The sequence below is a fragment of the Frankia sp. CeD genome (assembly GCF_000732115.1).
Classification (GTDB): domain Bacteria; phylum Actinomycetota; class Actinomycetes; order Frankiales; family Frankiaceae; genus Frankia; species Frankia casuarinae.
Window position 1 is genome coordinate 62648 of record NZ_JPGU01000003.1, and the last position, 25486, is coordinate 88133.

Below are 25486 nucleotides of genomic sequence, written 5' to 3' on the forward strand. Positions count from 1 at the left end.
GCCCCGCTACCGCTGCCGAATGATCGCCACCGGGGTGGGGCAGTGAAGCATGCACTGGTGGCTGACCGATCCCAGCAGCAGCTCGGCGAAGCCGCCGTGACCGCGGGCGCCGACGACGACGAGATCGCACTCGCGACCCTTGACGATCAAGGCCTGGGTGGCCGAGGCGGGCAGCACCACGGCCCGTAGGTCTAGTCCGGCCGGCAGCTGGCCGCGGTCGCGGACGCCCGCGATGGACTCGTCGAGCACGGCCCGGGCCTGGTCCTCCAGGGCCTGGGTGATCTCCCCCGGTGCCTCGGCGAACGGCAACGGGATCGCCGCGAGCCAGGCGTGCACGGCGATCAGCGGAACCCCGCGCAGTGCNGCCTCCCCGGCGGCCCAGGCGAGGGCCGACAGTGCGTTGGGGGAGCCGTCCACACCCACGGCGATCGGTCGGGACGGTCGGGACGGTCGGGACGGTGCGCCGGCCGGGGTCGCGCCCGAGCCGGCGGTCGCGGCCTCGACGTCACCGCGGGCGATCACGATCGGAACCGTGGCGTGTACGGCGACGGAGGCACTGACCGACCCGATCCGCAGCCGGTGCAGCAGCCCCTGCCCCCGGGCGCCGACCACGATCATGCGGGCGTCGCGGCCGACCGTCAGCAGGGCCTCCGCACCCGGCAGGTCCACGGCCTGCTCCGTTACGGAGACGATCGATCCCGGTGGCGTGACCGCCGTCACGGTTTCGTGCAGCGTCCGCTCGGCCGCCTGCGCCAGGCCGGCACGCATCCCGGGCTGGGCCGGACCACGGGCGAAGCCGATCACGGCTTGGATGCCGCNCCCCTGCCACTCCGCCTCGGTGAACGCCCAGCGCAGCGCCGTGTGGGAGCCCTCGGAACCATCGACCCCGACCACGATGTCGGCCATCGTCCGCCTCCTTCGAAGCCCGGTCCGGGATACCCGGCTGGTCGGCCGGGAACCCCGTCCGCCCGCGGGGGAGGCCAACGCGGGGGAGGCCAACGCGGGGGAGGCCAACGTGGAGTGGAGCTGCCCGCCGATCAACAGCTTCCGGTGTTGTTTTCGTGTGTTCGGGCCAGGTGAACCCTACGTTGGACCATCCTTCCCACCCGTCGGCGTGATCCATGGTGAGAAGTGGTGAATGGTTGGGTCACCGGTCCCCGGTAACCCCGTCGTCGGACCGGAAGCCACTGGGCGCCAGCCGCTCCCCTGCCGTGATCGATCGATAAGACGACGAGGTACGACAATGGAGGTCCACGATCTCTGTTGTCGGTGACGGTGGTTGGCGTCCGTTGTGTGGCGGCGGGTCGATCGGGCGAGGTGGCTGTTCCCGTCCGGCCTCGCCGGGCAAGGACGAAGAATGCCGTGACCGGGCGGTCCGGTTTCTCCCGGTGTTCCGGTTCCCGGCGATTTTTCTTGTGCGCCGAGTCCCGTCGTAGTTCCGGATACCGGTGGGCCGGTTCAACCGGTGAGCGCGCCCGGACTTTCCTCCGCACGTGCCGTGGGCAGGATGTACTCGGGCGCGGTCACCGTGGCGGCCATCCCTCCGGCCATCCCTCCGGCGAGGTGCGGGGGGATCCTCCACGCCGCCGAGTCCTCCTCCCCGGGGATGCAGTCCCGCCGGGTGACGCGGTAATAAGGAATTGAATATGACGGATTAAAAATCGATTTCTGGTGTCACCCGATGAGGTTGAAGGCAGGGAGAAGAACTGCTCGGGAGGTCTTTCCGGATGGCCCGGTGTGGCCTTTTCGTGGCCGCCGGCCCCATCTTTTGCTTTGCGTCAGTCGCGCGATGTTTGATGCGTCTGTCGCACCACGAGTCCCCAACGAGGGTGATGAAGTCATGTCCTCTTCATGTGAATGTGGTGGCCCTCCCCAGGAGCCTCCCCTCCAGGCACGGAGTACCGTGCCTGGACAGACGTTGACCGGTCCCCGACCCACCGAACCCGTTCAGGTCGGCATGATCCCCGGGCANCCCGCCCCGGTCCGCTCGGGCGGGCGCAGTCCGTCAGCTTCGAGTGACCCCGCCGAGGAAGGGAGGCACGTGGCGTCGGCCGTGACCCAGCTTGCCCTCCCCGGTGCTCTGGTTCTGGTCCGTGCGCAGGAGCCGGGCACGCTGGTGTCCGATCGCGGGGGATGGCAGCGGGCGGTGCTGCGGGCGGCCCTGCCGTCGGCGGCGAAGCTGGTCGCGTTGACGCNGGCGAGCCACGTCGCCGAGGTNCCGCNGGCGGCGCCCGCCGGTGCCGCGGTGAGCGCCCCCGGCCTGGTCACCCTGGTCGCGGAGACCGGTTACAGCCGGACCCACGTGCAGCGCCAGATCACCAGGCTGCGCAACCAGGGCTGGTTGGCGACGGTGGCCCGGCCCGCGGCTGGCAGGACGACGCGGTTAGCCCTGAGCATCCCCGAGGCCGCCGTACGGGCAGGCGAGGTCCGCCTGGTCGAGGCCGACGTCGCATCCTCGCCGGCGGCTCCGGCGTCCGCGGCTCCGGCGTCCGCGGAGGCCGGCTCGGCAACCGCCGCCTCGGCCGCGCCCGCTCGTCGGCGCCGCGGCGGTCGCCGTGGCCGGATCGGCCTGCGGACGGCGTCTGCGGTCGGCCGTCGTCCCCGGGCGATGGCGTCCGTGGCGGGCGATGGCTCGCCTGGTGCCGCCAGCCCGGCGGTCAACCTCGCCCCCTCGAGGGGCGCCGACCGCCCGGACAGCGCCGGTTCGGATGATCCGGACACCGCCCGTTCGGATGATCCGGACAGCGCCCGTTCAGACCAGCCGGAGCCGGGTGACGCCCGAGCGGACGGCGACCCCCAACCGGCTCCGGCCGTGGGCACCGTCGATCCCGCCACCCGCGGGGCCGTGACGGACGAGCCACACGTCCTGACGGACGAGACCGCTGGGGCAGCGGACGCGTCGACTCCCGAACCGGAGCGGGGCGCCCCGACAGTCCCGTTGCCCCCTCCGCCGCCCGAGCCGATGACCCTGGCCGCCAGCCAGGTGATCACGGTCCTCGCGAACGCGATGCGGCGCCCGACGTCCGACTACCTGGCTATCTACCAGAAACTGCGGGTGATCCTGGAGGAGGACAGCTGGGAACCGGTTGAACTGGCCCTGCATCTAGTGCACATCATCACGACCGGTGTCCTGGTCGGGGATGGCGACGAGATCGACAATCTGTCCTGGCGACTCGATCGCCTGCCCAGGGCGTCCGCCGACTGCAACTGCCGCGCCTGCCTGGAGAACCGGGGGATCAGGACCGGACCGACGCCGGGTTCCACCGTCCCGAACCAGGGGCGCGGGCGCTACACCCGCACCGCGAAGGAGAAGGGACCCGCGCCCGGACGCCCAGGATGGGAGGCCTACGGGTCCCGAGCCGCCCGCCCGGAATCCGAGGCGCCGCNCGTGTCGATCCCGCGGCCACCGCTGGAGGCTATCGAGGAGGCCGCTCGCGCGGGACGTGCGCATGCCCAGATGGCGAGCCAGTCGGCGGCTGACGGCGCGGCCTGAGCCGGTCGACCTGTGGTCCGGGTCGCTCGCCGCGGCGAGCGGCGGCGGGCCGCGGATGGTGACGGTCAGTGGCGGATGGTGTTGCATAGTCCCAGCGACAGCCCATCATGGGAAGTCATGGTGACTTCGGTGGACGACACCCGTGGCTGATTCCGGGTCGGACGGCGGCTATGACGCCGACGTGATCGTGATCGGGAGCGGGTTCGGCGGCAGCGTCAGCGCGCTACGGCTCGCGGAGAAGGGCCATCGTGTCCTCGTGCTGGAGGCCGGTCGCCGGTTCACCCCGGACACGCTGCCGAAGAACAGCTGGCACGTTCGCCGGTATCTGTGGATGCCGCGGTTGGGCTGCCACGGTATCCAGAAGATCACCTGGTTGGGTCGGGTCGTGGTGCTGTCCGGAACGGCGGTCGGTGGCGGCTCGGTCGTCTACGCGAACACGCTGTACCGCCCGCTCGACGCCTTCTATACCGACCCGCAGTGGCGGGACATCACCGACTGGCGCCGTGAGCTGGAGCCGTTCTTCGACCAGGCCGAACGCATGCTCGGGGNGAATCCCAACCCGACGACGACGTACTCCGACGAGGTGTTCCGCACGGTCGCCGAGGAGATGCGGGTCGGGTCCACCTTCGCGGCGGCGCCGGTCGGTGTCTTCTTCGGCCGCGACGGCAGCCGGGAACCCGGCGTGCGTGTCCCTGACCCGTACTTCGGCGGCGCCGGCCCGGCTCGGACGGGATGCGTAGAGTGCGGGGAGTGCATGAGCGGCTGCCGTCGAGGGGCCAAGAACACCCTCGACTGTAACTACCTGTACCTGGCCGAGCGGGCCGGTGTGCGGGTAGTCCCGGACACCACGGTCACGGCTGTCCGGCCACGCTCGACCGGCGGGTATGAGCTCGACATGGTCCGGACGGGGGGNCTCGTCCGGCGTCGGCGACGTACCCTCACCGCGGNGCAGGTCGTGTTCGCCGCCGGCACCCTGGGCACCCAGCGGCTGCTGCTGGCGATGAAACAGAGCGGTGACCTGCCGGCGTTGTCCGACCGGCTCGGTCATCTCACCCGGACGAACTCCGAGGCGATCCTGGGCGCATCCAGGCTGCGCCCCGATCAGCGGATCGCCCGGGGAGTCGCGATCACCTCGTCCTTCCACCCCGACGAGCACACCCACATCGAACCCGTGCGCTACGGCCGGGGGAGCAACCTGATGGCACTGATCAGCGCGTCGATGACCGACGGCGGCGGGCGGGTGCCGCGCTGGCTGAAATACCTGCGTCAGGTCGTGCTCCACCCACATCAGGCGCTGGCGTCGTCACTGCCCTGGCGATGGTCCNAGCGGACCATCATTGCGCTGGTCATGCAGTCGTGGGACAACTCGTTGATCGTCTCCCTGCGCCGTGGGCCGTTCGGTCTCGGCTGGCTGACGAGTCGGCAGGGACACGGTGAGCCGAACCCCTCCTGGATCCCGGAGGGCAACGATGCCGCCCGCCGGATCGCGGCCAGGATGGGCGGCTACCCCGGCGGGTCGATCGGCGAGATCGCCAACATCCCGCTGACCGCGCACATCCTCGGCGGGGCCCCCATCGGCACGGATCCCACCACCGGNGTGATCGATCCCTACCACCGGGTCTTCGGATACGAGGGGCTGCACGTCGTCGACGGCGCCGCGGTCTCGGCGAACCTCGGCGCGAACCCGTCGTTGACCATCACTGCGCAGGCCGAACGGGCGATGTCCTTCTGGCCGAACAAGGGGGAACCCGACCCGCGCCCACCTCTCGGGGCGGCCTACCGGCCGGTTGCGCCGAGAGCACCGGCGCACCCCGCCGTCCCAGCCGGCGCTCCCGGGACCTACCGCGTGGTCGGCCCGGTCGGCCCGGTCGGACCGGTCGCGGGGACGAGGTGACCGGTTGCCGGATGCTGGCCACGAGCTGCCGGGATGCGGGTGCGTCCGGCAGCCACGCTTTGCCCGGCACGTCGATCGCCGGCACGTCGATCGCCGGCACGTGATCTCAGCGCCGCCGGCTGGGCGCACCGCGCGACGGGTCGACGCCGGGCAACTCCTCGAAGTCAGGGGTCGCCGAGGCGGACAGGCCTTCGTCGAAGGCGCCCCGGGTATCAGTGCCGGCGGGGGATACGGTGGTGCCGGCGGGGGATGCGGTGGCGGTGGTGTCAAGCGGCACGGGTTCGGCGGTGGTGGCCGGGCTTTCCTCCGCCTGGGCCAGGTACCGCCGCACCGCGGCGGTCCCCGCCGCACCCGCGCCGACGAGGGCGAGCGTGAGGAACTCCCGCCGCCGACGGCGGTGCACCCTCGCGAGCTTGGACTCGGCCTTCGCCAGCCGCTTTTCCAGGATCTCCTGGGCTTTGTCGGCCTGCAGGCGCGCCTTGGCCTCGCGCTGCACCGCGCGCCGGGAGCGATGCTTCTCCGCCCGCAGTTCGGCGGCGGCCCGGGCGCGTTCGGCGGCGAGCTCGGCATGCGCCCGGGCCTTCTCGATCCGCCTGGCGGTCCGACCGGACACGGCGGTGGCTTTGCCGACGGCCCGGCCCGCGGCCTTCCCGGCCGCCTTCTGGGCCGACGCACCGGTCTTGGTGGCCGTGCTGGAGGCGTCGGAGATCCGGTGCGCCACGCTGGCGCCCACATCCCTGGTGGCCGACGCGGCCGAGCCGGCCGTACCCCCGGCCTTGCTCGCCGCCTTGTGAGCGACCGTGCCGGCGCGGTCGGCGGCGCTCTTCGCGGTGTCGGACAGCCCGCTAACCGGCACCGTGTCGGCGACATGTGACAGTCTGTCCTTCAATATCGTACTCATGGTGCCCTCTCGTTGAGCCGATGGTCGAGGCGTCCGACCATCGAACTGGTGGTGTGCCCAGGTATCGGTGTGGTCAAGATCTGTGAAGTGTGCCGTACCCCGTCGGCGGGCTTCTCCAACGCGTTAACCCTCCGTAGCGTGTCACTAATACTTGGGTGACATGTCTGGGCTGTGCCCTTGGGAAGGTGTACCCGGTGCGAACCTCGGTGATGGAATTCCCCCGCGGCGCCCGGCGCATACGATCGAGACCCATCCGGACGCCGGCTGACCAGACACCCGCAGAGATCGATCTGAAGAGAAGAGAGGCTCATGGCCGAGGAGCTGTACGCGACGCTGCGGACGACTCAGGGGGACATCGAGATCCGCTTGTTCCCCGACCACGCTCCCAAGACGGTGCGGAACTTCGTCGGCCTCGCGACCGGCACGCAGGAGTGGACGGACCCGGAGACCGGTGCCAAGAAGACCGGCACGCCGCTGTACAGCGGAACGATCTTTCATCGGGTCATTCCGAACTTCATGATCCAGGGCGGTGACCCGCTGGGCTCCGGTCGAGGTGGTCCGGGCTACCGGTTCGCCGACGAGTTCCATCCGGACCTGACCTTCAACCGGCCGTACCTGCTCGCGATGGCGAACGCCGGACCGGGGACCAACGGCTCGCAGTTCTTCGTCACGGTCGCGCCCACCGACTGGCTCAACCGCAAGCACACCATCTTCGGTGAGGTCACGCGGGGAACCGACGTGGTGGATGCGATCGCCAAGGCGCCGACCGGGGCGCAGGACCGGCCGAAGTCCGACATCGTCATCCAGGAGATCGTGATCGACCGCCGGTCCGCCTGACCGGCCGGTCACCGCCTCGAACCCGGGAGTACGGCGCATGAGAGCTCCAGCCGCGCGGCGTGCGCGGTCGTCGGCCGCCGCGTGCGTACGGGCGGCCGGACGTGTTCACGTCAGCCGTACCCCTCCGGCGGCGACGCTGGCCTCCGGGGCGGCGCGGTGACGGCGAACCCGCCCGTCGAACCGCCCACGGATGACCAGCCGGGCGGCCCGGAGCAGCGCCCGGCCGGATCGGGGCACCCGGTGGCCGAGCCGGGGTGGCGACCCACGGTCGGCCCGGCGCCCGGCTGGTCGGGGTGGACTCCACCTTCCGGTTCCGGCGGTCCCCCGCCGCCCACCGGCGGTCTTCCCGCGGGCGGTTTTCCCGCGGGTGGTCCTCCCGCCGGCCGGCCGCAGCCACCCGGCGCCGCGATGATCCCGCACTGCTACCGTCATCCGGACCGGGAGACCTACGTCTCCTGCCAGCGCTGCGGCCGGCCGATCTGCCCCGACTGCATGCGCCCGGCGGCGGTCGGCTTCCACTGCCCGGAGGAGGGCGACCGCTCCACGCCGCAGCGCCGAACGCGGACCACACTCGGCGGCCCGGCTCAGGTCGCCCGGCAGGGGCTGGTCACCCAGATCCTCATCGGCCTGTGCGTCGCCGCCTACATCCTGCAGGGCGCGCCCGGGCTGACCGGCCGCGGCACCTTCAACCGCTTCACCGGCGACTTCGCCATGATCGGAATCCGGATCGCGGCGGACGACCAGTACTATCGGCTGCTGACCGCGGCCTTCCTGCACGCCGGCGTGCTCCACATCCTGTTCAATATGTACGCGCTGTATCTGCTCGGGTTTCAGCTCGAGGCGATCCTCGGGCGGGCTCGGTACCTCGCGCTGTTCGTGGCGGGGGCGCTCGGTGGGAACACCCTGAGTTACGTGCTCGGTGACGGGTTCACCGTGTCGGTCGGCGCGTCCACCGCGATCTTCGCGTTCTTTGCCGCCTACTACATCATCGCCCGCCGCCTGCGGGTGGACTCCCGGCAGATCCTCATCGTGCTCGGGATCAACCTCGCCATCACCTTCTCGTTCAGCAACATCGACAAATGGGGGCATCTCGGTGGGCTGGCTGTCGGTGCCATCATCGGTCTGATCTACGCCTACGTCCCGCCCCGCCGGGTGCTGCTCCAGGCGGGCGGGGTCGCCGCCGTGCTCGCGTTGCTGTTCGCCGCCGCGATCATCAAGTCGTCGACACTGGTGTAGCCCGGCAGTTGTAGCCCGACAGCCCTGGTCGCGGGGGTGAGGACGGCCGCGACGCTTGCACGCCGCCGAGTAGCGGCTACCATTCGCTTTCTTGTCAATACTCATAGTAGCGATCTACGTGTGGTGGCGATAGCGTGATGGATGCCGTGGCACGGCGCGGGCAGGGGGATCAGATGGCACATTCACCGGTGCGGCGCAGNGGGGGCAGTCCCTTCCCGCCGATCGCCGAGTACGGATTCCTGTCCGACTGTGNGACGTCCTGTCTCGTTGCCCCCAGCGGCAACGTCGAGTGGATGTGTGTGCCCCGGCCCGATGCCCCGAGTGTCTTCGGGTCGGTGCTGGACCGGTCGGCCGGGGGCTTCCGTTTCGGTCCCGAGCGTACGCAGATCCCGGCCGGCCGGCGCTACCTCCCCGGGACGAACATTCTCGAGACCACCTGGCAGACGCCGAACGGCTGGCTCATCGTCACCGATTGCCTGGTGGTCGGGCGCTGGCATCGCACCCACAAGCGTTCGAACACGCACCGTCGGACGCCGAGCGACTGGGACGCCGACCACGTGCTGCTCCGGCTGGCTCGCTGTGAGCACGGCTCGGTGGATCTCAGCCTGGTGTGCGAGCCGAACTTCGACTACGGCCGTGAGCCCGAGTCCTGGCAGTACGAGGGAGAGGATTACTCCTCCGGCGTGATCAGCCATGCGGGCACCAACGTCACGCTGCGGCTGCGTACCGACCTGCGGCTCGGTTTCGACGGCCGGCGGGCACTGGCTCGCACCACGCTGCGGGAGGGGGACACCGCGTTCGTCGCGCTCACCTGGCGCCCGGAGGAGCCCCTGCTTCCGGACACCTACCTGCAGGCGTGCGTCGCCGTCGACCGGACAACGGAGTTCTGGCGCCAGTGGCTGTCGCGGGGAATGTTTCCCGACCATCCCTGGCGGCGCCATCTGCAGCGCAGCGCCCTCGCGCTGAAAGGACTGACCTACGCGCCGACCGGTGCTCTGCTCGCCGCCTCGACCACCTCGTTGCCGGAGACCCCGCGCGGCGAACGGAACTGGGACTACCGATACAGCTGGATCCGCGATTCCACCTTCGCGCTGTGGGGCCTGTACACCCTCGGGCTGGACTACGAGGCCAACGATTTCTTCTCGTTCATCGCCGACGTCGCCGAGAACGATGACGACGACATCCAGGTGATGTACCGGGTGAGCGGCGAGCCGAAGATCGACGAGGAGGTCCTCGGTCACCTGTCCGGCTACGAGGGAGCCTACCCGGTACGGATCGGCAACGCAGCGGCACTGCAACGTCAACACGACGTCTGGGGTGTCGTTCTCGACTCCGTGTACCTGCACACCAAGTCCCGTGACTACCTCTCCGAACGGCTCTGGCCGGTGCTCGTGCGCCTCGTCGAGGCGGCGGCCACGCACTGGCGGGAGCCGGACCGCGGGATGTGGGAGGTGCGCGGGGCGCCGCAGCACTTCACCGTGTCCAAGATGATGTGCTGGGTTGCCCTGGACCGGGGTCGGCGGCTGGCGCAGATGCGGGGGGACGCCAAGACGGCGGCGCGCTGGCGGGCCGTGGCGGAGGAGATCCACGCCGAGGTGTGCGAGAAGGGTGTGGATCATCGCGGTGTGTTTACCCAGTACTACGGATCGAAGGCGCTCGACGCCTCACTGCTCCTGATTCCGCTGCTCGGGTTCCTGCCGGCGGCCGACGAACGCGTGAAGGCCACCGTGCTCGCGATCGCCGACGAGCTGACCGTTGACGGGCTGGTCCTGCGCTACCGCACGGAGGAGACCGACGACGGGGTCTCCGGCACCGAGGGCGCCTTCCTGATCTGCTCGTTCTGGCTGGTCTCCGCCCTGGTGGAGATCGGCGAGCTGACCCGTGCCCGGCAGCTGTGTGAACGGCTGCTGAGCCTCGCCAGCCCGCTGGATCTCTATGCCGAGGAGATCGATCCGGTCAGTGGCCGCCATCTCGGAAACTTCCCCCAGGCGTTCACCCATCTGGCCCTGATCAACGCGGTGATGTACGTGATCAGGGCCGAGGACGCCGAGGCCTACGCCCGGCCGTCCCCCTCGACCTGATCGTGCAGGCCGGTCCCGGGACAGGTGGCCACGGCGATCAGGCGAACCCGAGCGGGTCGTGGCATTAACGTGGGAGCTGTGGCCAGCCTGGAGGTTGTGGACAAGCGGGTCGAGGTCGTCCTGCGCGGGCTTGAACGGATCGGCGCGGTGCGTGGGGACGTCTCCGTGCGGCTCGACGAGGTACTCGACGTACGCCTGGCGGCGGATGCGTTCGCGGAAGTGCACGGATGGCGGGCGCCCGGGACCGGACTGCCGCGCGTCATGGCCCTCGGGACCTGGCGGTCGCGGGGCGGCAAGGAGTTTGTCGCTGTCTACCGCGGCCGGCCCGCGGTCGTGGTGGAGGTCCGCCCGGGTGGCGAGTTCCGGCGCCTGATCGTCACAACCGGCGACGCCGAACGCGCCGTGGCGCGTCTGCGCAGGGCGGTCATCGCGCGCTGACGGTCCCGGATCCGGACCCGGCGTCAGGGCCGGCCGTCAGTCGGACCCGGACCCGGACCCAGCCCCGGACCCAGCCCCGGACCCAAGGATCGCCTCGGCTTCCACTTCGACGACCCAACGCTCGTCGAGTAGTCCCGCAACGACGACCATCGTGGCGGCTGGGCGGATCGCGGCGAACAGCTCGCCGTGGACGGCGCCGACGGCCGGAGCGTGGGCGGGATCGGTGATGAACATCCGGGTACGGGTGACGTCACCGAGATCGGTGCCCGCCTCGCGCAGTGCGGTGCGGATGATCTCGAAGCACCGCCGGGTCTGCAGCTCAGCGTCCGGTGGAACCGTGTCGTCCGGCCACACCGGCCCAGTCCCACTGACGAACACGCGTTCGCCCACGCGGAGCGCCCGGGAGAACCCGATCGTGGCTTCGTAGGGTGAGGAGCCGGAAATCTTCTGACGTTCAGGATGCAACAGGATTCCCTGGGTAATCGGTGATCAAGGTGGAGGTATCCACACTTGTGGACAACGGTTGTGGATGAATAACACGGCTGGAAGCTCTGGTGGTTGTGCCGGGCGTGGCCATCAGGCGTCTGGCGTGCGGGCCGGCTATCGCCACTGGGTCGACACGGCCAGTCCGACGACGACAAAACCAAACCCGATAAGGATGTTCCAGCCGCCCAGCCCCTCCATCCCCAGGACGCCGCCGTTGGAGAAGTAGTAGACGAGCAGGTAGGCGATCCCGAGCAGGAAGAACGCGAGGATCAGACCGCCGAACCAGGGCGGGGACGGCGGCTTCCGCCTGCGTGCCGACGCGCCCGCGGTGGTGGTCGGGGTTGGCTTCTTGGGCTTGCGGCGTCGTGACTCGGGCACTGCGGAACTCCTCGATGGCCGTGCGTGGACGAGAGCGGCGACCGTCGTCGCCGTCCTCGTCCGGCCATCGGCGGTCTCGCGCTGGGTACCAGCGTAGACAGGGCGTCCGTGGAAACGCCGTTGCGTACCGGCCGGCGGGATTCACCTCCGGTCGGGGCCCGGGCGACGCCGACGTCGCGGCCGGTGCCGGGGCGATCAGACCCATGTGGCATCGAGAGCGCCATCGGCCGCGTAGCCTGCGCGGGAGGCGATACCTCCGACGCGGCGGACGGATCGCCCGGCCGGGCTGGTTGTGGCATGGTCGCGTGCCGCCCCCGGCGATTCATCGGCATGCATGGGTGAACCGTTCAGCGGGGCACCGAGGGAGATTGGGGACGACGGTGCACGGCGGGCTACGGCCCTGGCCCTGGCCGGGGGGCCGGTCGCGGCGGGNGATCTGGGCGGNGTCGCTGTTCTGGGCCGGCGTGCTGTCCGGCGTCGTGGTGCTGGACGGCGGCCCGTTCGATCGGGCCGGCCCGCGGGACACTGCCGCTTGGGCGGCCCAGGAGCGGGCGGGAGTCGCGCAGGTTGTAGACGAGGAGGCGGGCCGGGTGGCCGACCGCCGCGCCGGGCTGGACGCCGAGTCGCGGCGGCGCGCGACCACGGCGCAGGCCGTCCCGTCGGGGGCACCGGGCTTCGCGCTCGGGACCGATGCCGCCGCCCGGTCCCTGGTCGAGTCGCTGGCCGGTCCCGCGGGGTTGGCCCCGGTGCGCGGGCCGGCGCTGACCGTCGAGCTGGACGACGCCCCGCGGGAGGGCCGGGGTGGCCCGTACGCCCCCGGCGTGCCCGCCCCGAGGCCCGACGATCTCATCGTGCACCAGCAGGATGTCCAGGCGGTCGTGAACGCGCTGTGGGCCGGCGGCGCCGAGGCGATGAGCATCATGGACCGCCGGGTGACGGCACTGACGGCGGTCCGCTGCGTCGGGAACACTCTTCTGCTGCACGGCGAGNTCTTCNCCCCGCCGTTCCGGATCACGGCGATCGGGGAGGTCGCCGCGCTGCGCTCCAGCCTGCAGGCCAATCCGCAGGTCACGATCTACCGGCAGTACGTCGACGCCTACCGGCTGGGATACCGCGTCGAGGAGGCCGCCGACAGCCGGCTACCCGGCTACGACGGGCCGATCGACCCGTCCGGCATCGCCAGGCGCGGCTAGGAGAACGCCGCCGTCCGCAGGGTCTCGACCTCGGCGGACAGCCCCGGTGCGAGCCTGCGCGCCGCGCCGCCGTCGCCGCACTGGTCCAGCCAACGGGCGAGGATCAGGTGGCCGCCCTGGGTGAGGACGGACTCCGGGTGGAACTGCACGCCCTCGAGCGGGAGGCGTCGATGGCGCAGCGACATCACCACGCCGCTTTCGGTCCGGCCGGTCACCTCGATTTCCTCGGGAAGGGTGTCCTCCTCGACGGCCAGCGAGTGGTAGCGGGTCGCGACGAACGGCGACGGCAGGTCCGTGAGAACGCCGGTCCGGTCATGGCGGACGACCGAGGTCTTGCCATGCAGCAACTCCGGGGCGCGGTCGACGGTAGCGCCGAACGCGACCGCGATCGCCTGATGGCCCAGGCACACCCCGAGCAGCGGCATGCCGCCCGACGCGCAGGCTCGCACCATGGGAATGCTCACGCCGGCCGCCTCGGGCGTACCCGGTCCCGGGGAGAGCAGGACCCCGTCGACGCCGAGCGCGGCGAGGTCGGCCGGCGTCATCTCGTCGTTGCGGCGCACGATGCATTCGGTCTCGAGCTGGCCCAGGTACTGGACAAGGTTGAAGACGAACGAATCGTAGTTGTCGATCACCAGGATGCGCATCAGATCGTGACCTCCCGCGGCATCAGGCACCCTGCCGTGGGCGGCCGCAGTCCCATACTGCCTGAGCAGCCACGACCGCCTCCGTCGGCGCGACGACCTCAGGTGCCGCCACCGCCGGAACCGCCACCGCCGTTGCGGCCGCCCAGCAGCCCCCCCAGGCCGCCCGGCTTCGTCGTGGCCGGTGTCCCAGGGGTGGGATTACCCGTCGGGCTCGGCGAAGTGCTGGTCGGCTCCGTGGTCGGGGTGGGCCCGGTTGGCGTCTCGGTTGGAGTCGGCGGCGCGGTGGTCTGGATCTGCTGGGCGACGGACAGCGTGATGGTCGAACCCCGAGGGACGTTGCCGCCGGACGGGCTCTGGTCCACAACCGTCCCCGGCGCCACGTTGTTGTTCGCGACGGGCTGCTGGGCCGCCCTCAGCCCGTAGCGGCCGAGTTCGGCGGCGGCATTGTCGTACGTGCGGTTGCGCACGTCGGGAACGTTGACGTTCGGGCTGACCACGTTGAGCGTGACCGTGCTGCCGCGCTTGACGGCCGAACCCGCCTGCGGATCGGTGCTGTCCACCGTGCCGACCTTCTGGCTGGTCGGGTTGCCGTAGGCCATCGGGTTCGGGACCAGCCCCAACGCCCGCAGGGCCGCCTCGGCCTCGGCCTGGGTCTTCCCGATCAGGTCGGCGGGGATCTGGACGTCGTCGGCGGCCTTGCCGATCGACAGGGTGATCACCCCCTTGGCGGCGACCTCCTTGCCTTCGGCCGGGTCGACCGCCGTGACCCGACCGGCCAGGTCCGGTGAATCGACCAGCTTCGTGACCACCTCCCCCCCGAAGCCGGCGCTCTGCAGCCGGGCGCGGGCCTGCTGCTCGTTCTGCCCGACGAGGCCGGTCGGGACGAGGATCTTCTTCGTGGAGGCGGTGTTGTCACCGGTGCTGAGGAAGGTCGTGGCGAGCAGGACGACGGCGACGAAGACGATGACGATTCCGAGACCCGCGAGGATGTACTTCCACGCCTGGGAACGCTCCTGATTGGGAACGGCCCGCCGGTCGATGGCCCCGGTCACGTCGTAGCGGTCGAACGGACCGGTGCCGAACCGGCCGTCGTCGTAGGGGACGTCGCGGTAAGTGGTCTGGTCGTCGTTGCGGTAGTCGTCGTCGCGGTAGCGGTCCCGGGTGGGATAACCCGCTCGGTCACCGCGGCTGAGGATCGCCGTGCCGGGCGCGGCCGGGCCGAGGGTGGTGGCGGCCCCGCCCGCGCCACCACCTCCCATCATGGCGTGCACGCGCCGTCCGGCCAGCGCCCGTTCCAGATCGTCGCGCATCTCACCCGCAGTGCCGTAGCGGTCGTCGGCGTCCTTCTCCATCGCCTTGAGGACGATCGCGTCGGCCTCGGGGGAGATGTCGCGATCGTGAGCGGACGGCGGCAGCGGGTCCTCCCGCACGTGCTGGTAGGCCACGGCCACCGGGTTGTCCCCGCGGAACGGCGGCGACCCGGTGAGCAGTTCGTAGAGCAGCACCCCGGTGGTGTAGACGTCGCTGCGGGCGTCAACGCGGGCTCCTCGGGCCTGCTCCGGGGACAGGTACTGAGCGGTGCCGATCACCGCCGCCGTCGCGGTCATGGTCGAGGAGGTCGCGGTGGTGGCGCGGGCGATGCCAAAGTCCATGACCTTGACCGAGCCGTCCGGGCTGAGCATCACGTTCGCCGGCTTGATGTCGCGGTGGATGATCCCCATCCGGTGGCTGTAGTCCAGGGCGGCACAGACGTCGGAGGTGATCTCCATAGCGCGGCGTTCGGTGAACCGGCCCTCGGTCTGCAGCGCGTCGCGCAGGGTCCGTCCCTCGATGAACTCCATCACGATGTAGGGGATCTGCGCCCCGTTGATGAGGTCCTCGCCCGTGTCGTACACCGAGACGATCGCGGGGTGGTTCAGCGCGGCCGAGGACTGCGCCTCTCGGCGGAACCGGGCGAGAAAGGTGGGATCACGGGCGAGGTCCGGGCGCAGCGTCTTGACGGCGACCTCACGGCCGAGCCTGATGTCACGACCGCGGAAGNCCTCCGCCATGCCGCCATAGCCGATGCCCTCGCCCAGCTCGTAACGCCCGCCGATGATCTGCGGCCCAGCCCCCGGGGCATACATCTCCGTCACGTCGGTCACGAATACTCCCCTGCCGTCGCCCCTCCCGCGCCGGAAATCGCCGACCCGGCGTTACCGCTGACGATTTCATCACCGATTGCGGTTGGGTAGACCACCCTCGGTGGTGTGGTCGCGGAGTTCGATGCGGAATTGCTGCCGGAGAACAACCTGTTGGTCGCGAATGCGACGATCACCACGGTGAGGATCAGCAGAATGATCAGAAGTGGCAGTGGCAGGGCGGGACGGGAGGCCGCCTTCGGCCGGTGCCGTCGAGCGGCTCGCCCCTCCCAGCCCGGCCGCAGATCATCCGGGCTGTCCGGGCCGGACGGACCTGGGGGGCCGCCGGGGGNACGGGCCCACGGCGGCGGACCCGGGTGGTAGGCGGTGCCGGGATCGCGGGGGCCGCCACGGTCCGACGTCCCGTAGGCCGAGCCGCCGTACGCCGACTCGGGGCCACCGTACGCCGTGTCGGGGCCGCCGAAGGGCGGGCTGTGCAGGGCCGTTGCAGGTACGTCGGGTCCGCCGAGCATGGCTTCCGGGCCATCGGGAACCGCCTGGGCGTTGTCCGGCGAAGCGCCGGTGCGCCCCGGTCCACTGGTGTGACCGGACGGTGGCGGTGCGGCCACCCAGGACGGTGGCCGGGTGCGCGAGGTGGATCGGGGCGGGCGAGCGGCGGCACCGGCGGGCGGGAGGNCGGCGCCCNGCCCCGGATGGCGGGCGGTCGCGTCCGGTGCGCCGGGCCAGCGCGCCGGCTCCGGGCTCCACAGACTGCGCCGGATCCCGGCCGCCGAACGCGCGAATGCCCCCGCCGAACTGGGCCTGCGCGCGGGGTCCTTGGCCATCGCCGAGTCCACCAGGGCCCGTACCTGGTAGGGGATGTCGGTCGGCAGCGGGGGCGGGGTGTCCTGCTGGTGGGCCATCACGACCACGATGGGGTTGCGGTCGTCGAAGGGGCGGCGACCGGCGAGGCACTCGTACGCGACGACGCCGAGCGAGTAGACGTCGCTCGCCGGTGTCACCGGACGCCCGGACGCCTGCTCGGGGGACACGTAGTAGGCCGTCCCCATCATGATGCCGGTGGCGGTGAGCGGCGCGGCGTCGACCGCGCGGGCGATCCCGAAGTCGGTGNCCTTCACCNCGCCGTCCGGGCGCAGCAGCAGGTTGCCGGGCTTGACGTCGCGATGGACCACGCCGAGGGCGTGCGCGGCCTGCAACGCGTCGGCCGCCTGCCCGAGGATGTCCAGCGTGCGTTCCGGGGACAACCGCTTCTCCCGGTGCAGCGCGGCGGAGAGGGGCTCCCCCTCCACCAGCTCCATGACCAGGTAGGCGGTCGGGTAGTCGTCGGCGGTCGCGACCTCGCCGTAGTCATAGACCGAGGCGACGCCCGGGTGTGACAGCCGGGCGGCATGGCGGGCCTCGCCGCGGAACCGCACCAGGAACGACTCGTCGCTGGCGTACTCCGGGCGCAGCAGTTTCACCGCGACGGGGCGGCCGAGGGTCAGGTCCAGGCCACGCCAGACCTCACCCATGCCGCCGGCGGCGATCCGCCCNTTCAGGCGGTACCGGTTGTCGAGGACGGTGTTCGGCGACGCGGCGCCGGCGAAGGGCTGCGACGGGGAGATGGGATTGCCCGGGGAGTTGTTCATGGCTTGTCCAATGCGGCCTGTATGACCTGTTTCGCGACGGGGGCGGCGACGGCACCACCGGTACCCAGCTCGCCGCCGCCGTCCTCGACGATGACGGCAACCGCGATCTTCGGAGCGTCCGCCGGNGCGAACCCCACGAACCAGGCGTGCGGCAGGCTGGTGCCGTGCTCGGCGGTCCCCGTCTTCCCGGCGACGGTGACGCCGCCGATCTGCGCCCGCCGACCGGTCCCCGACGTCACCACGCTTTCCATCATGGTCGTGAGCTGGGCGGCCACCTCGCTGCTCACCGGTTCACCGAGTTTCTTCGGCTCGGTTTTGCTGATCCTCTTGAGGTCCGGGCTGCGTAGTTCGGACACGATATAGGGCTTCATCTCCGTGCCGTCGTTGGCGATCGCCGCGACCACCTCCGCCATCTGTAGGGGCGTGACCCGGACGTCGTACTGGCCGATCGCCGACTGCGCGGTCTGCGCGGCGTCGAGCTTGGCGGGGAAGACGCTACGGGCCTGCTGCAAGGGGNAGTCGGGGAAGGTCGCGTTCAGGCCGAAGGCCTCGGCCTGCCGGCGCAGGGTGTCGGCACCGAGATCGATACCGAGCTGTGCGAACGCGGTGTTGCAGGAGATGGCGAGCGCGTGAATGAGGGTGTCGGTCTCGCCGTCGCCGCAGCGTTCGCCGCCGAAGTTCGGCAGCCGCACGGTGCTCAGTGGGAGCGGTAGCTCATCGGGTGCCGCGACACGAGTGTCCGGCGTCCTGCCTTGTGACAGCGCGGCGGCGGCGGTGATGAGCTTGAAGGTCGAACCGGGCGGATAGGTCTGCTGGGCTGCCCGGTTCAGCAGCGGTTGATCTGGATTGCCCGACAGCAGCCCATAGGCATTGGCCGCGGCCTTCTCATCATGGGCCGCCAGCGCGTTCGCGTCGTAGGAAGGGTTGGTGACCATCGCCAGGATCGCGCCGGTCGACGGCTCGATGGCGACCACCGCGCCCTTGCGGTTGCCGAGCGCCTCCGCCGCCGCCTTCTGGACGGCGGGGTTGATCGTGGTGACCACGGAACCGCCGCGCCGCTCCGCGCCAGTGAACAGGCCGGTCACCCGGCTTGCGAGCAGTCGGTCGTCGTCTCCGGACAGGAAGACGTCCTCGGACCGCTCCAGGCCGGCCGCCGTGAACAGCGTGTAGTAGCCGGTAACGTTGGAGTAGAGCTGCCCGGCCGGATACTGCCGCTGGTACTTGTACTGGTCGTTCGACGGCACCGAACGTGCGATCTCCACGTCACCGGCGACGATCGCGCCCCGCTGTCGTTCCAGGCGCTCGGTGATCTGACGCCCGTTCGTCGGCTGGGACTTGAGGCTGCCCGCCTCGCCCACCTGGAGCCAGTTCGCGTTCACCAGGAGCGCGGCGAAGAGGACCATGCAGGCGACGGCGACCTTGCGCACCGTGCGGTTCATGTCGTCTTCACCACCTGGGTGGGACTCTCTGCAACCGCGCCCGGGTCGAACAGGGGGGCATCCGGCACCGGTTCGGGTGCGCGGCGGGCGGCGTCGCTGACCCGCAGCAGCAACGCGATGATCGCGGCGTTGGCCACGATGGACGNCNCGCCGTAGGAGACGAACGGCAGCGTGAGCCCGGTCAGCGGGATGAGCCGCATGACCCCGCCCACCTGCACGAACACCTGCAGCGCCAGGGTGAAGGACAGCCCGGCCGCCAGCAGTTTGCCGAACGGGTCCTTCGCGCCGAGGGCCGCGCGCATCCCGCGCAGCACGACCAGGGCGTACATCATCAGGATGGCCATGACGCCGGTGAGACCGAGCTCCTCACCGAGGCTCGCCATGATGAAGTCGGTGTTCGCGAACGGCACCTTCTGCGGGTGCCCCTCCCCGAGCCCCGTACCGGTGATGCCACCGGCGGCGAAGCCGTAGAGGCCCTGCACGAGCTGGTACGACGTGCTCGACGGGTTGTCACCGTCGAAGGCGTGCAGCCAGCCGTCCACCCGGACCTGGACATGGCTGAACATGCTGTGCGCGATCACGGCACCGAACAGAAACAGCACGAAGCCGACCAAGAGCCACGATACCCGCTCGGTGGCGACGTAGAGGACGACCATGAACATTCCGAAGAACAGCAGGGACGAGCCGAGGTCCTTCTGCACGATCAGGATGCCCAGGCTCGCCAGCCACGCCACCAGTACCGGCCCGAGGTCGCGGGCGCGCGGGATCCCCATCCCGAGAAAGGAGCGGGAGGCCACCGAGAGGACCTCGCGTTTGTTGACCAGATAGCCGGCGAAGAAGATCAGAAGAATGATCTTCGAGACTTCGCTCGGCTGGAAGGAGAACGGCCCGATCCGCAGCCAGAGGCGCGCGCCGTTGATGGTCGCGCCGATGCCCGGCGCGATCGGCAGCACCAGACCGACCAGACCGACCAGGCCGGCCGTGTAGGCGTACCGGGCGAGCGAGAGATGATCGCGTACCAGCGCCAGCACCAGGATGAAGACGATGACCGCCAGCAGGGTCCAGACGAGCTGCGTCTGCGCGGCACCGGGCGGAATGTGGGTTCCCGCCCGCTCGGCGGCATCCGCCTTGGCGAGGTCGAGCCGATAGATCATGACCAGGCCCAGGCCGTTGAGCGCGACGACGACCGGGAGCAGCACCGGGTCGGCGGCCGGCGCGAACCTGCGTACCGCCAGGTGGGCCAGCGCCCACAGGCNGAAGAAGCCGAGACCGATGGAGAAGATCCCGAGCGAGACCTGGCCGATGTCGGCGAAGGTCAACGCGGCGAGCGCGCTGGTCGCGAGCACGCCGGCGAAGATCATCAGGATGAGCTCCCGGCGCCGGTACGGCGGGAGGNTGGTGCCGGNGGGCAGCGGGAAACCGGCGAAGGTCGCGGTGAGGTCCGCCGACCTCGGCCTGCGTAGCGGAGGTAGGGGGATCGGCGGGCGGGNCATCGCTGGCCTGAGATCACGGNGNGGGGGNGGGGNCGGGNGTGGTCGGGCATCCCGGGACCGTGACGCCGGCACCGGTCGCCGGCTGGCACAGGGCGGTGGACAGGAGGGAGGAGCCCGAGGTGCCCGACGGCACCTTGGAACGGTCGGTCGGACTCGGACTCGGGCGTACGGAGGGCGTGGCCGGGGTCCGTAGGCGCGAGATGATCTTTTCCGCATCGTCGCGGCTGCCGGCGCGGATGCCTCGTCGGAGCTCCGCCTGATCGGGCTCCGCAACCTCCGACAGTGGCTGACGGCGGGGGAGTACCACCGAGGACAGCGGAATGCCCTTCACTCCCTGGAAGAGGGCGACGTGTTCGTCGTCGACGCCGACATAGTACTGCCCGCGCACGTAGGTCCACCCGGCCGCGGCACCGGCCGCGATGAGCACGAACACCACGGTGGAGACGAACAGGACCCGCCGCCCGGAGCGCCGNCCCCCGGATCCTTCCGGGTCGGAGTCGTCGCCGTCGTCGTCGCCCCGATCGCTGGCCTGCGCCTGGCGGTCCCGCCGGTGGAAGCCCGGCCGACCGATACGGGCCGCCTTCGCCGCCGCGGACTCGTGGTCGGGGTACTGGGGATTCGGCCCGCTGCGGGCCGGCGACGCGCCGGGAACCGCCCGCTTCTCGGCCGCCGCGCCGGCTACGAGGGGATAGGGCTCCGCCTCGCCGTGGTCCTCCTCGATGTCGGCGACCACGACGGTGATGTTGTCCGGGCCGCCGCCCTTGAGGGCCAGGTCGACCAGCTGGTCGACCGCCTCCTGCGGGGTGGGCAGCAGCAGCGTCTCGAGGATTGTCTCCTCGCTCACCACCCCCGACAGGCCGTCGGTGCACAGCAAGTAGCGGTCTCCCGCGATCGCCTGGCGCACGGAGAGATCGGGCTCGACCTCCCGACCGTCGAGCGCCCGCATCAGCAGCGAGCGCTGCGGATGGGTGTTCGCCTGCTCGGGGGNGATCCGACCCTGGTCCACGAGATCCTGCACCAGGGTGTGATCGTGGGTGACCTGGCTGAGGACGCCGTCGCGCAGCAGGTAGGCCCGGGAATCGCCGACGTGCAGCACCCCGAGCATGTCACCGGAGGAGAGCACGGCGGTCACCGTGGTGCCCATGCCGTCCAGCGCGCTGTTCTCCAGCGACATCTCGCGCAGCTGCCGATTGGCGTCCCGGACGGCCTCGTTCAGCTCCGTCACGAGATCGTCGCTGTCGATCGCGTCGTCGAGATCCGCCAGGCGGGAGATCACCGTTGAGCTGGCGACCTCCCCCGCGGCATGACCACCCATGCCGTCGGCCACCGCCAGCAGGCGGAGCCCGGCATAGGCTGAATCTTCGTTTCCTTCCCGTACGTGCCCGACATCCGAGCGGACGGCGAAGTGAAGCCTGAGGCTCACCGGTGGAGCTCCAGGACCGTCTTCCCGATCCTGACCGGCGCGCCGAGAGGTACCGGCATGGGACTGGTCACCTTCGTACGGTTGAGGAATGTGCCATTGGTCGAGCCCAGGTCCTCCACGAACCACTGCCCGTCGTGGGGCACGAGTCTCGCATGCCGCCCGGATGCGAAGTCATCCTCGAGGACCAGAGTCGAGTCCTGTGCCCGTCCGATGGTGACAGGTGCCGTTCCTAGCGGGATCGTTGTGCCGGTCAAGGGGCCTTTGGTCACCACGAGTTTGCTAGGTGTCTGTGGCTTGCGTGGAGGTTGGGGTGGAGTGCGCGGCGGCGTCGGCCGGACCAGGGGGGGCGGCTCGCGCCGCTGCTGACGCTTGGTGGGGCCGAACATGTCCAGCCGGACGGCGCGCACGGCGACCAGAACGAATCCCCAGAGGAGGGCAAGGAATCCGATCTTGACAACCAGCAGTACGAGTTCGCTGGGTTCAGTGGGGTCCATCGGGCGCTACCAGCCTCGAGCCGATCTGGGCCGGCCACGTCGACCATCCCCGCCGGGAGGCTCCGCGGCGGCGCGGCCGGGGAGCTCCGTGTCGGCGTCGTACACGTCGTCGAGGGGTTCGAGCCCATCGGGCGGCGAACCGGAGCCGGGCCGGCGGCCGAGGTTGCTCGGCTCGCGGTAGGGGTCGGCTCGCCGAGGAGCGTCGGCTCGCCGAGGAGCGTCGGTTCGCCGAGGAGCGTCGGCTCGCCGAGGAGCGTCGGCTCGTCCCTCACGCCCGTCACGGGGGGCACGGTGATAGGGGTCACGACCACCGTGGTCGCGCGGCTGGTCGTAGCCGTGATCCCGTTCCGGTGTCCGGTCCCGGTACGGGTCCCTCCGGTTCTGGTATGAATCGTCCCGGTACCCCGGCCCACCGCGCCGATCACGATCGGCGTACGGGTCGACACGGCCGGCGTGTGGCGACGAGCCGCGCCGGTACGGGTCGTCCGGCGCGGGCGTGGGACGGCGGTCCGGCGGGATGGTCTCCCGGCCCCCGGCCTGGGCCGGCGGAGGTGTTCCACGGGCGCCCACGCGCGCCGGACCATTCCCCCGCCCGTCCTCGCGACGGAAGACGATCGTCGCGGTACCGAGCTCGATCTTGTCCCCGTTGACCAACTTGACCTGCGTCGCCGCGCGACCGTTGACCAGGCTGCCGTTGGTGGACCCGGCGTCGACGTAGAGGAACTGCCCGTCGGGAAGCCGGCGTATCTCGCCGTGGCGACGAGACACACCGGTGTCGTTCAGGCGGATGTCGCACTCGACGCTGCGGCCGATCACGGTCGTCTCGGCGTCCAAGGGATACTCCCGTTCCCCTCCGCCCGCGGGCCCTCCCGGGGCCTTCGTGGTAATGACGAGGTGCGGGGTGCCGGGAGCGCCCGGTCGGGGAGGGCGTGCGCGCCGTTCAGTCACCGCTCCCGGGTCCGCGGCGGCCACGCTGCTGCGGACCCGGAAGACGCCGACATCGAGATCGGTGGCCTCGGACATCCGCACGGACACCGGGCCGACGAAGGTGTAACGCTGCTCGGCCGCATGCTCGCGAACCATCTCGGCGAGCTCGTCGCACAGCGCCCGGTCGTAGGGGGCGAGCCGGGCGAAGTCGCCGCCGGCGAGCTCGACGGCGAACTCGTTGGGCACCAGCACCCGGTTCGAACTGACCGCCCGCCGATCGTCGGTTTCCCGGGCCAACGCGCTGGCGATCTCGACGGGCTCGACTCCGCCCTTGAACACCTTCGCGAACGCACCCTCGACGAGGCCGCCCAGGCGCCGTTCGAAGCGTTGTAGCACGCCCATGCTCGACCTCCCTTCTCCCGGTCTGTGAGATCGTATGCCCCCGGGCGCGGACGTCCCACGGCTCGGCAGCTTGACATGTTCGCGACGGGCCCGACCCCCCTCCGTGAAGGACATCTCCGGCGTGGTAGCGTGTCGTCTGGTCAAGAGATAGTCCCACTCGGGCGAGTGGCGGAATGGCAGACGCGCACGGTTCAGGTCCGTGTGTCCTAGCGGACGTGGGGGTTCAACTCCCCCCTCGCCCACGCAAGCCCCTGGCGGCGCGTGCTGCGCCGTCAGGGGCTTTCGTCATGCTGGCCGGGGGGCCGAGCCGCCCCGAGCCCCCCGCGTTGCGCCTTCGGCGCTGCCTTGGTTGGCTGGCNGCCGTCAGGGGCTTTCGTCATGCTGGCCGGGGGGCCGAGCCGCCCCGAGCCCCCCGCGTTGCGCCTTCGGCGCTGCCTTGGTTGGCTGGCTGCGCGGAGAGGCTCAGCCGGCGGGGCTGCCCACCGACGGCGTGGAGACGTCCTCGATGCGCACCGCGTAGTCCTCGATCACCGGATTGGCCAGCAGGGTCGAGGCCAGGTGCTCGACCCGGGCCAGGACCGCGCCGTCGAGGTCCGTGCCCTCCTCCAGCTCCAGCTCGAAACGCTTGCCCTGGCGGACCCCGACGATCCCACTCACGCCGAGGCGCGGCAGCGCGGCGAGCACCGCCTGCCCCTGAGGGTCGAGAATCTCCGGCTTGAGCATCACATCCACCACAACCCTGGTCACACCCGCGGACACTACCGGTCGAGCGGCGTAGTGAGCCGGATCTCGCCCGCCCGGGGCGTACAGATCGTACAGATCCGGTAGGCGATCTTGGATAATGCGGGCTTCCCGGGAACATCGGCCCTTAAGCTCGGCTGGTGTCGTTCTGGCGGGCATCCGTCCCGGTCGTCGGGTTCGATCTCGATCTGACCCTGTTGGATGCCCGGCACGGCATCCGGGCGACCTTCGCCGTCCTGNCCGCCGAGNCNGGGGTGGCGGTGGACGCCGAGACGGTCGTCGCCCGGCTCGGCCCGCCGCTGGAGACGGAGCTCGCCCACTGGTTCCCGCTGGCCGAGGTCGCGGCCGTGGCGGCCCGCTACCGCGAGCTCTACGCGGTCCACGCGCTGCCGGCGTCGCTGCCGATGCCGGCCGCGGTGGCCGCGGTGGCCGCGGTGCGGCGGCTAGCCGGCCGGGTAGTGGTCGTCACCGCGAAGAGCACGGCGCTGGCCCGCGCGAGTCTGGACCGGATCGGCATCACCGCCGACGTGGTGGAGGGAGCCCGGTTCGCGCAGACGAAGGGCGAGGCCCTGCGCGCCCACCGCGTGGACGTCTTCGTCGGTGACCACGTCGGCGACATGGTCGGCGCCCGCGACGGCGGTGCTCTCGCCGTCGGGGTCGCCACCGGGCCCTGCTCGGCCGCCGATCTGCTCTCCGCCGGCGCCGACGTCGTCCTCCCCCGGCTGGCCGACTTCCCGCCCTGGCTGGTCGACGAGGCCCGGCGCCGACGACAGCCGGGCTGACGCCGCGACGCGGTGGGCCCGGCGGGGGTCCGCACCCCCGGCCGTGAGATCAAGGAACTACCGGGAACGGGTGACAGGATCTGCCCGTGAACCGGTGCCGTCCCCGGGGTGGTCGGCGTCCCCGGGACGATCGGCCTCCCTGCGGGCCCCGTGGTCGGGCGGATGTGGGTTGTTCACGTAGAGATCGGGATCGCTCTCCTCGGGAATCCGGGATCGGGCGGCGGCGAGCACCCCCACCAGCGCCACGGCGAACCCGATGGTCAGTCCGCCGCCGGCGACGGCGTTCAGCCAGGTCGGCAGATTCTCGGCGCCCAGGAAGAAGGGGATCACCGCCGCCGCCGTGGCGACCAGACCGGTTCCGAAGAGCACGGCCCCGATCCGGACCAGCCGATCCGCCCAGGTCACCGGCGGCGGGGTTGCGACCGGAGCCAT

22 protein-coding genes and 1 tRNA gene are annotated in these 25486 nt (G+C 70.9%); 9 read left to right on the plus strand and 14 right to left on the minus strand.

Going from position 1 to position 25486, the window contains the following annotated elements; all coding sequences use genetic code 11:
• Nucleotides 1-6: 6 nt before the first annotated feature.
• Nucleotides 7-906 (minus strand): universal stress protein, encoded by a 900-nt coding sequence (locus CED_RS03180; RefSeq protein WP_035908580.1) that lies wholly within the window; start codon nucleotides 904-906, stop codon nucleotides 7-9.
• Nucleotides 907-2041: 1135 nt separating this feature from the next.
• Here CED_RS03180 and CED_RS03185 point away from each other — a divergent pair.
• Nucleotides 2042-3493, plus strand: a complete 1452-nt coding sequence (locus CED_RS03185) for a hypothetical protein (protein ID WP_035908581.1) — start codon at nucleotides 2042-2044, stop codon at nucleotides 3491-3493.
• Between the two features lie 142 nt (nucleotides 3494-3635).
• Complete coding sequence (locus CED_RS03190; RefSeq protein WP_035908582.1) at nucleotides 3636-5387, plus strand: FAD-dependent oxidoreductase; 1752 nt, start codon at nucleotides 3636-3638, stop codon at nucleotides 5385-5387.
• A 106-nt stretch (nucleotides 5388-5493) separates the two neighbouring features.
• On the opposite strand, the gene CED_RS03195 is transcribed toward CED_RS03190, so the two are convergent.
• Nucleotides 5494-6288: a hypothetical protein gene (locus CED_RS03195; protein WP_035908583.1), complete on the minus strand. Its 795-nt coding sequence runs from the start codon at nucleotides 6286-6288 to the stop codon at nucleotides 5494-5496.
• Between the two features lie 309 nt (nucleotides 6289-6597).
• On the opposite strand from CED_RS03195, the gene CED_RS03200 reads away from it, so the two are divergent.
• The 4 genes from CED_RS03200 (at nucleotide 6598) to CED_RS03215 (ending at nucleotide 10880) form a co-directional block, all read left to right on the plus strand.
• Nucleotides 6598-7125 carry a peptidylprolyl isomerase gene (locus tag CED_RS03200; RefSeq protein WP_011438798.1) on the plus strand — a complete coding sequence of 176 codons (528 nt, stop codon included), beginning with the start codon at nucleotides 6598-6600 and terminating at the stop codon, nucleotides 7123-7125.
• A 156-nt stretch (nucleotides 7126-7281) separates the two neighbouring features.
• Nucleotides 7282-8361, plus strand: coding sequence for a rhomboid family intramembrane serine protease (locus CED_RS03205; protein WP_235186869.1), 1080 nt, complete (start codon nucleotides 7282-7284; stop codon nucleotides 8359-8361).
• Nucleotides 8362-8534: 173 nt separating this feature from the next.
• A complete protein-coding gene (locus CED_RS03210) occupies nucleotides 8535-10442 on the plus strand; it encodes a glycoside hydrolase family 15 protein (RefSeq protein ID WP_035908671.1) in 1908 nt (635 codons plus the stop codon).
• Between the two features lie 78 nt (nucleotides 10443-10520).
• Nucleotides 10521-10880 carry a hypothetical protein gene (locus CED_RS03215; protein WP_023840019.1) on the plus strand — a complete coding sequence of 120 codons (360 nt, stop codon included), beginning with the start codon at nucleotides 10521-10523 and terminating at the stop codon, nucleotides 10878-10880.
• 36 nt (nucleotides 10881-10916) lie between these two features.
• Here CED_RS03215 and CED_RS03220 read toward each other — a convergent pair whose 3' ends face one another.
• Entirely contained in the window at nucleotides 10917-11345 is a 429-nt protein-coding gene (locus CED_RS03220) for a RidA family protein (RefSeq protein WP_035908584.1), read from the minus strand.
• 135 nt (nucleotides 11346-11480) lie between these two features.
• Nucleotides 11481-11744: a cell division protein CrgA gene (locus CED_RS03225; RefSeq protein ID WP_011438793.1), complete on the minus strand. Its 264-nt coding sequence runs from the start codon at nucleotides 11742-11744 to the stop codon at nucleotides 11481-11483.
• 338 nt (nucleotides 11745-12082) lie between these two features.
• On the opposite strand from CED_RS03225, the gene CED_RS03230 reads away from it, so the two are divergent.
• Complete coding sequence (locus CED_RS03230) at nucleotides 12083-12937, plus strand: DUF881 domain-containing protein (protein WP_369807774.1); 855 nt, start codon at nucleotides 12083-12085, stop codon at nucleotides 12935-12937.
• On the opposite strand, the gene CED_RS03235 is transcribed toward CED_RS03230, so the two are convergent.
• From CED_RS03235 to CED_RS03270, 8 genes are all read right to left on the minus strand, one after another.
• Nucleotides 12934-13584 (minus strand): aminodeoxychorismate/anthranilate synthase component II, encoded by a 651-nt coding sequence (locus CED_RS03235; RefSeq protein ID WP_011438791.1) that lies wholly within the window; start codon nucleotides 13582-13584, stop codon nucleotides 12934-12936. The two genes, CED_RS03230 and CED_RS03235, sit on opposite strands and share 4 nt — an antisense overlap.
• 98 nt (nucleotides 13585-13682) lie before the next feature.
• Complete coding sequence (pknB, locus tag CED_RS03240) at nucleotides 13683-15728, minus strand: Stk1 family PASTA domain-containing Ser/Thr kinase (protein ID WP_035908586.1); 2046 nt, start codon at nucleotides 15726-15728, stop codon at nucleotides 13683-13685.
• Nucleotides 15725-17353: a serine/threonine-protein kinase gene (locus CED_RS03245; RefSeq protein WP_035908587.1), complete on the minus strand. Its 1629-nt coding sequence runs from the start codon at nucleotides 17351-17353 to the stop codon at nucleotides 15725-15727. Before CED_RS03245 ends, pknB begins: the two co-directional genes overlap by 4 nt.
• Complete coding sequence (locus CED_RS03250; RefSeq protein ID WP_035908588.1) at nucleotides 17350-18792, minus strand: penicillin-binding protein 2; 1443 nt, start codon at nucleotides 18790-18792, stop codon at nucleotides 17350-17352. The genes CED_RS03245 and CED_RS03250 overlap by 4 nt, the downstream gene beginning before the upstream one ends.
• Nucleotides 18789-20285 carry an FtsW/RodA/SpoVE family cell cycle protein gene (locus tag CED_RS03255; RefSeq protein ID WP_035908672.1) on the minus strand — a complete coding sequence of 499 codons (1497 nt, stop codon included), beginning with the start codon at nucleotides 20283-20285 and terminating at the stop codon, nucleotides 18789-18791. Before CED_RS03255 ends, CED_RS03250 begins: the two co-directional genes overlap by 4 nt.
• Nucleotides 20286-20298: 13 nt before the next feature.
• A complete protein-coding gene (locus CED_RS03260) occupies nucleotides 20299-21708 on the minus strand; it encodes a PP2C family serine/threonine-protein phosphatase (RefSeq protein WP_035908589.1) in 1410 nt (469 codons plus the stop codon).
• Nucleotides 21705-22202, minus strand: coding sequence for an FHA domain-containing protein (locus tag CED_RS03265; protein WP_011438785.1), 498 nt, complete (start codon nucleotides 22200-22202; stop codon nucleotides 21705-21707). Before CED_RS03265 ends, CED_RS03260 begins: the two co-directional genes overlap by 4 nt.
• A 6-nt stretch (nucleotides 22203-22208) precedes the next feature.
• On the minus strand, nucleotides 22209-23531 hold the full coding sequence (locus tag CED_RS03270; protein ID WP_035908590.1) for an FhaA domain-containing protein: 1323 nt from the start codon (nucleotides 23529-23531) through the stop codon (nucleotides 22209-22211).
• Between the two features lie 159 nt (nucleotides 23532-23690).
• Between CED_RS03270 and CED_RS03275 the strand changes: the two genes are divergently transcribed.
• A tRNA-Leu gene (locus CED_RS03275) sits at nucleotides 23691-23773 on the plus strand.
• Between the two features lie 220 nt (nucleotides 23774-23993).
• On the opposite strand, the gene purS is transcribed toward CED_RS03275, so the two are convergent.
• Nucleotides 23994-24278 (minus strand): phosphoribosylformylglycinamidine synthase subunit PurS, encoded by a 285-nt coding sequence (gene purS, locus CED_RS03280; protein ID WP_011438783.1) that lies wholly within the window; start codon nucleotides 24276-24278, stop codon nucleotides 23994-23996.
• A gap of 134 nt (nucleotides 24279-24412) precedes the next feature.
• Between purS and CED_RS03285 the strand changes: the two genes are divergently transcribed.
• Complete coding sequence (locus CED_RS03285; RefSeq protein ID WP_051868644.1) at nucleotides 24413-25054, plus strand: HAD family hydrolase; 642 nt, start codon at nucleotides 24413-24415, stop codon at nucleotides 25052-25054.
• 57 nt (nucleotides 25055-25111) lie between these two features.
• Here the strand turns inward: CED_RS03285 and CED_RS03290 are convergent, their stop codons facing one another.
• Nucleotides 25112-25486 carry a hypothetical protein gene (locus tag CED_RS03290; protein ID WP_175637531.1) on the minus strand — a complete coding sequence of 125 codons (375 nt, stop codon included), beginning with the start codon at nucleotides 25484-25486 and terminating at the stop codon, nucleotides 25112-25114.

Bases quoted from the DNA above. Each gene is read 5' to 3' on its own strand.
- CED_RS03195 (WP_035908583.1), bottom strand. From the start codon at position 6,288: ATGAGTACGATATTGAAGGACAGACTGTCACATGTCGCCGACACGGTG.
- CED_RS03200 (WP_011438798.1), top strand. From the start codon at position 6,598: ATGGCCGAGGAGCTGTACGCGACGCTGCGGACGACTCAGGGGGACATC.
- CED_RS03235 (WP_011438791.1), bottom strand. From the start codon at position 13,584: ATGCGCATCCTGGTGATCGACAACTACGATTCGTTCGTCTTCAACCTT.
- CED_RS03265 (WP_011438785.1), bottom strand. From the start codon at position 22,202: ATGGACCCCACTGAACCCAGCGAACTCGTACTGCTGGTTGTCAAGATC.
- CED_RS03270 (WP_035908590.1), bottom strand. From the start codon at position 23,531: ATGGGCGTGCTACAACGCTTCGAACGGCGCCTGGGCGGCCTCGTCGAG.
- CED_RS03290 (WP_175637531.1), bottom strand. From the start codon at position 25,486: ATGGCTCCGGTCGCAACCCCGCCGCCGGTGACCTGGGCGGATCGGCTG.